The organism is Pseudoalteromonas sp. SR45-4 (genome assembly GCF_014163535.1).
Lineage (GTDB): Bacteria > Pseudomonadota > Gammaproteobacteria > Enterobacterales > Alteromonadaceae > Pseudoalteromonas > Pseudoalteromonas nigrifaciens.
Genome location: NZ_JACJDO010000075.1, coordinates 1 through 5343 on the forward strand (window position 1 = coordinate 1; position 5343 = coordinate 5343).

General features: G+C 37.3%; 3 protein-coding genes. All 3 read right to left on the reverse strand.

What is annotated here, in order from left to right:
• Positions 1-1393: 1393 nt before the first annotated feature.
• From H5058_RS17855 to H5058_RS17865, 3 genes are read right to left on the reverse strand one after another with little or no spacing between them, the layout of a single operon-like run.
• Complete coding sequence (locus H5058_RS17855; RefSeq protein WP_182679333.1) at positions 1394-3634, reverse strand: polysaccharide biosynthesis tyrosine autokinase; 2241 nt, start codon at positions 3632-3634, stop codon at positions 1394-1396.
• Positions 3635-3649: 15 nt separating this feature from the next.
• Positions 3650-4084 carry a low molecular weight protein-tyrosine-phosphatase gene (locus tag H5058_RS17860; protein WP_182679335.1) on the reverse strand — a complete coding sequence of 145 codons (435 nt, stop codon included), beginning with the start codon at positions 4082-4084 and terminating at the stop codon, positions 3650-3652.
• Between the two features lie 12 nt (positions 4085-4096).
• Positions 4097-5212 (reverse strand): polysaccharide export protein, encoded by a 1116-nt coding sequence (locus tag H5058_RS17865; RefSeq protein WP_182679337.1) that lies wholly within the window; start codon positions 5210-5212, stop codon positions 4097-4099.
• Between the last annotated feature and the right edge of the window lie 131 nt (positions 5213-5343).

Here is a 5343-nt window from a genome sequence, read left to right on the forward strand (position 1 = left end):
AAAAAAACAACCCAAAAAAAACTGATTAGTCTATTATTATCTATAGCATTTTTAGTTTGAATAAACACAAAATAATAATAAAGCAATGCAGCAAAGCCCAACGGAAGACCTAACATTAAACTTTTTTTCAAGTAATATACTTGGAAAAACATTGCAGATAATGTATAGGAAATAAAAACATAGAACATTGTTTTATGTATTTCTTTATACCTATCATAGCGAGTCAAGCAGCTTATAGAATTATTATAGTAAATACTAAAAAACAACATCAATATACCCGACACCGAATAATAAAATGACATCAATGGAATATTTGAATTTAACGACCAAACCAACATCCATATGTAATAAAGGAAAGCGGTAATTAGCAAGCTGTTATTAGGAATAAACCTCTTATTTAAAATTAAAAAAATATAACCATATGTACCCAAAAAAACTATAGCAATTACGTAAGCAGCAAAGGACGAATTAACTGTTGAACTGGTAGCAGACCCGTCGTTAAAAAAAACTTTACCTGCCACAACATTTATAACTATAATAAAATTGGCTATTAACAGCCTCTTATTTATGTGCAAAGTTAACCCCTAACTAATATTTTAATGCTAAATATTGATACTATTAATCAGCTATAATATTTTCAATGGCCCGAAAGCTTAAATACATTGACCACTAAAAAGAGGAAATATAATGACATAAAATATTATTATATTTACTTGCTACTTACTTTATCAGCAGTTATAAACTCGAAGTTTCAGAAAATACTTTCTCTATAAAATAGCTACCAAAATTATTAATACTGATAGTTTAGCTACTGGTAATACCCGTAAACAATAATCACAGTACGTAGGTTTAAGTTTTATCTTCTGTTTTTAATACCGCATCAGTCGTTTTAAATATCTTTAATCTAGTTCAACTTCATTCAGCCAGCTAACCTATTACTACACAACAGTAGGCGCTACGCACCCCACTTAATTGCCACTAACCACCTTTCATTATCATTGCTAGACTTATAGTTTCGCTAAGGACTTAAATCCTACTTGCATAGACAATTTAAGCTAAAAAAACCCTTATTCACCGACTATATTTCTTTTTAGAGCATCGATATTTGTATCCAATATTTCATATTTAGCTGCTACTAAATCTATAAATATACTATATTTTAATCAGACCACTTTTAAATTGGCGTAACTTTAACACTTCAATTACTAGTGAGATACCTAATTTATACATACCAGAATATGATTTATTTCAACAAAGCATCTCAGCTTTATTACATCCAACTGAGACACTTTTTTCTAAATTGAGACAGTCAATTTAGACTACCTCATTGTAATTGCTTGTTTTTGTACTTTTATTTAAAAGTGCCCAATAGGCCACCGAAAAACCACTCTATTTATGCATCACTTTTATATTCATAATTATAGTAACCATAATATCCATAAGCATTGCTGGCTTTTTTAAGTACACCGTTAAATACCACGCCTTTCACATCTATGCCATTTTGTTCAAAGCGGTTACGCGTTAACTCTATTTCACGCAAGTGGTTTTGTCCATATCGCGCTACGAGTAACGTAGTGCCTGTATGGGCGCTTACGATAGCTGCATCGGTTACTGCTAAGATAGGCGGGGTATCTATGATCACCATGTCATAGGCAGCACTAACTTCTGCCACTAATTTACTAAAGTTTGCATGCATTAGTAATTCAGACGGATTAGGCGGTATTTGTCCACGAGTAATAACATCAAGGCCTGTTACTTTAGTGTCGTGAGTCACTTCACTTAAATTTAAACGCCCTGACAAATAATCACTTAGGCCATTTTCGGCAGTTATATTAAATTGTGTTTGTAAGTAGCCTTTGCGCATATCGGCATCAATTATAAGTACTTTTTTACCGCTTTGCGCCAATATACTCGCTAAGTTAACCGATATAAATGATTTACCTACGCCTGGACTTGGACCCGATATAGCAATAATATTATTTTTAGCTTCCATCATCGCAAAGTGCAGACTGGTACGTAAGCTACGCAGTGCCTCTATTGATAAATCGGCAGGGTTGTCGAGTGCTAATATGGTTTTGGCTTTAGGTATTTTACCTTTGCGTGCTCTTGTTACAAAGCCGGTTAGTTTTTCTTGGTGATCTGAATGTGGCACGCTCGCATAAACAGGTATACCGAGTGCTTCTATTTCAGCTGGATCTTCTACACCTTTATGCATTGCTTTTTGTACTAATACAATAGCGACGCTTAGCATCCCACCTAACATGGTTGCCATTACTACTATTAGCGCTTTTTTAGGTTTTACCGGCTTACTGGTATTAACCTCAGCGTAATCGATTATACGTACATTACCTACCGTGCCTGCACGAACGATATCTAGTTCTTGGGCTTTACCTAGTAGCAATGTATAAATTTGGTTACTTACTTCTACATCACGCTTTAAGCGTAGTAGCTCTTGTTGCGTTTCGGGTAAGCCACCTACTTCGCCAATGAATTGTTGCTTTTGTTTATTAACCGCTGCAATTTGCTCAATAATGCCCTGATATGTTGGATGGTCTTTTTTAAATTTACGACCCACTTCTAAACGTTTAAGCTCAAGCTCTTGTAACTTTGTTTCTAGCAGTACCACTTGCTCTAATATGCCTTGGGTTTCTAGCGTTATATTTATAGTTTGGCGTTTTATTTGATAGTCGTTAAAGCGCTGCTCTGCATGCTCTAATTGCTTTTTAATTTCAGGGAGCTGAACCTCTAAAAACTCAAGCGACTTTTGTGCCTCAGCGCTACTACGCTCTACATTACGGCGTACATATATAGCTGCGACTTTGTTAAGCACAGTTTCGGCGTAATTTGGTTTAGTGCTTTGTAAGCTTAAATCAATTATTCCTGAATCTTTTCCTTTCTCGCTTGCACCAATTGCCGTTTGTAGGTCTAAAATTGTGTTAAGACGATCTTTACGACTCAATAAAAACTCTGTGCCTGGACGAGCATTTAAGCTGCGTATTGTTAAGCTAAACTTACCATTAGTTAGCTCTTCACCGACTTTACCCGCTAATATTTGCTCGTCATCGCCATTTAATAATGCAACGCTATTATTTGCTTGCGCTATTAAAGTATATGTTTGGTTAATTGCGTTGCGCGGTACATCGAACCTAAATACATTAATGCTTTCGCCACCCCATGCATATGAACTTGCACCAAAACTTGGCTCAGCTAAATCATTTTCTTGCAGAGGCGTAAATGTACGAAATGCACGGTTACCAATATATGGGAATAATTTAGGCTCTACTGTTATATCTAAATTTAAAGCGTCGACTGCTTCGCCTATAATGCTGCGCGATTTAAGGAGTTCTATTTCGGTTACCGCTGCAGAGGTGCTTTCAAACATACCGCCCATATCGTCTAAACCAGGCACTGAACTACCACTGCTTTCAACTTGGAGCATCGCTGTTGCTTGGTAAACCGGCTGACTTAAAACCGCATAAACAACACCCACAAACATAAATAGTGCTGTTAATGCAATTATAAAATATTTACGGTCGATTAAAGCACCTAACAATGCCATTAAATCTATTTCTTGTGACTGTGAAGCTGAACTATTTGTCTGCTTGGGTGTGCTGCTATTAGGCTGGGTATTCATTAAATTAGCCATTCCTTATAAATACTTTTGCCAAGCGCTACAAGCGCTGTCGATTAATGTATATACGTGCTCAAATGCCTCTTGGCTTTGACGGTACGGATCGGGAACCTCAGTGTTATCAATCCATTTACCTAATAAAAATGTTTTACCACGTGCCTCTGGGTATTGGCTATGTAAATCATTTAAATGACGCTGCTCCATGACTAAAATAACACTGTTCTGTGCAATTAGTTGCGAAGTAAGTTGGCGCCCTTGGTGTGGGTCCATATTGATACCGTGTGCTTGGGCTATTTTTTTTGCAGTAGCATCAGCTCCTTTGCCTTCGAGTGCAGTTAAGCCAGCTGACGACACTGTTATATTTTTGCCTTCAAGCTTAGCTTTTAATACATATTCAGCAGTAGGACTGCGACAAATATTGCCGGCGCACACCACTAATACAGAATCAAACATCTTAATAAATCCTTAGTTAGCAGTTATATCGTCAACACTGTCCACGGTAGCAATTGATGGTAATAATAAGCTTATTACGCGGTTCCAACGTGCCAAGGGTGCTGATGTTACATATACAATATCGTGCGGTTGTAATTCAAACTGCTCAGCCAACACCAATGCAGCTATGTTTTTAGCATGCAATTGGTATACATCTGCAATTACTCCAGTTTGTTCTACATTACTTTTACGCAGAACAAATATACCGTTTGCGTCAGCAGTGCCTTCGTTCAAGCCGCCTGAGTCACTCAATGCTTCGGCCAAGTTTAAGCCATAACGATTAAGCTTTACTGAACCTGCTTTATTAACATCACCTAATACAAATACTTTTTGTTTATCATTACGGTTAACATGCACTATATCGCCATGTTGAAGTAACCGATTTTGAGAAATATCGCCATTAGCGTAAAAATCTTCTAGCTTTATTACTTCTGTTTTATCGCCACGTGTAAAAGTAACCGTGCGCCAATCAGCGGCTTCGGTTAAGCCACCCGCTTGGTTAATAGCATCAATTAAGGTAAGTGGAGTATCGGTAATTGGGTATACACCAGGCTGTTTTACTTCACCCGTTACATACGCTTTTTGACTTTTAAAACTTACTATTTTCACGTCTACTTGCGGGTTTTCTATCACACGGGCTAAACGAGTTACTAAATCTTTACGCAGTTCGCTGATTGTATGCCCTGCTGCTGGTATATTAGATGCATAAGCGTAAGTTACCGTGCCGTCTTCTTGCACTTTAAAGCCGTCGAACTCAGCTGTACGTTGTGTGCCTGCCGGTATAGTAAGTTCGGGATGGTCCCAAACACCTACTGTTACTACATCGCCCACACCTAATTTATATTGATAATCGCGGGTGTTAACACCTACTAGGCTAGAAATTGGCTTTACCGCTTTACGTGCATTTTTTTGTTGTGAAATAAGCGATGAGTCAATTATTTGAATGTTTACTTTTTCGAGCTCTTGCTCAAGATTAGTTGTTTGATTACCAGGCTCTATGCCTTCAAAATGGCTGCCTGGTATAATTGTACAGCCTGTCATTGCTAAAAATGCGAAAGAGGTAATGAGTGATTTACAGCGTAACGCCATTGTGCAGAATCCCAGTGTTTTTTAAATATTATAATTGTCCATCACACTCGATGGGTGCTTATTTTGCGCAGTAATTAAAGCATGGATAAAAAGAAAAAGATAGGTTCTAGGTTCTAGGTTCTAGGTTCTAG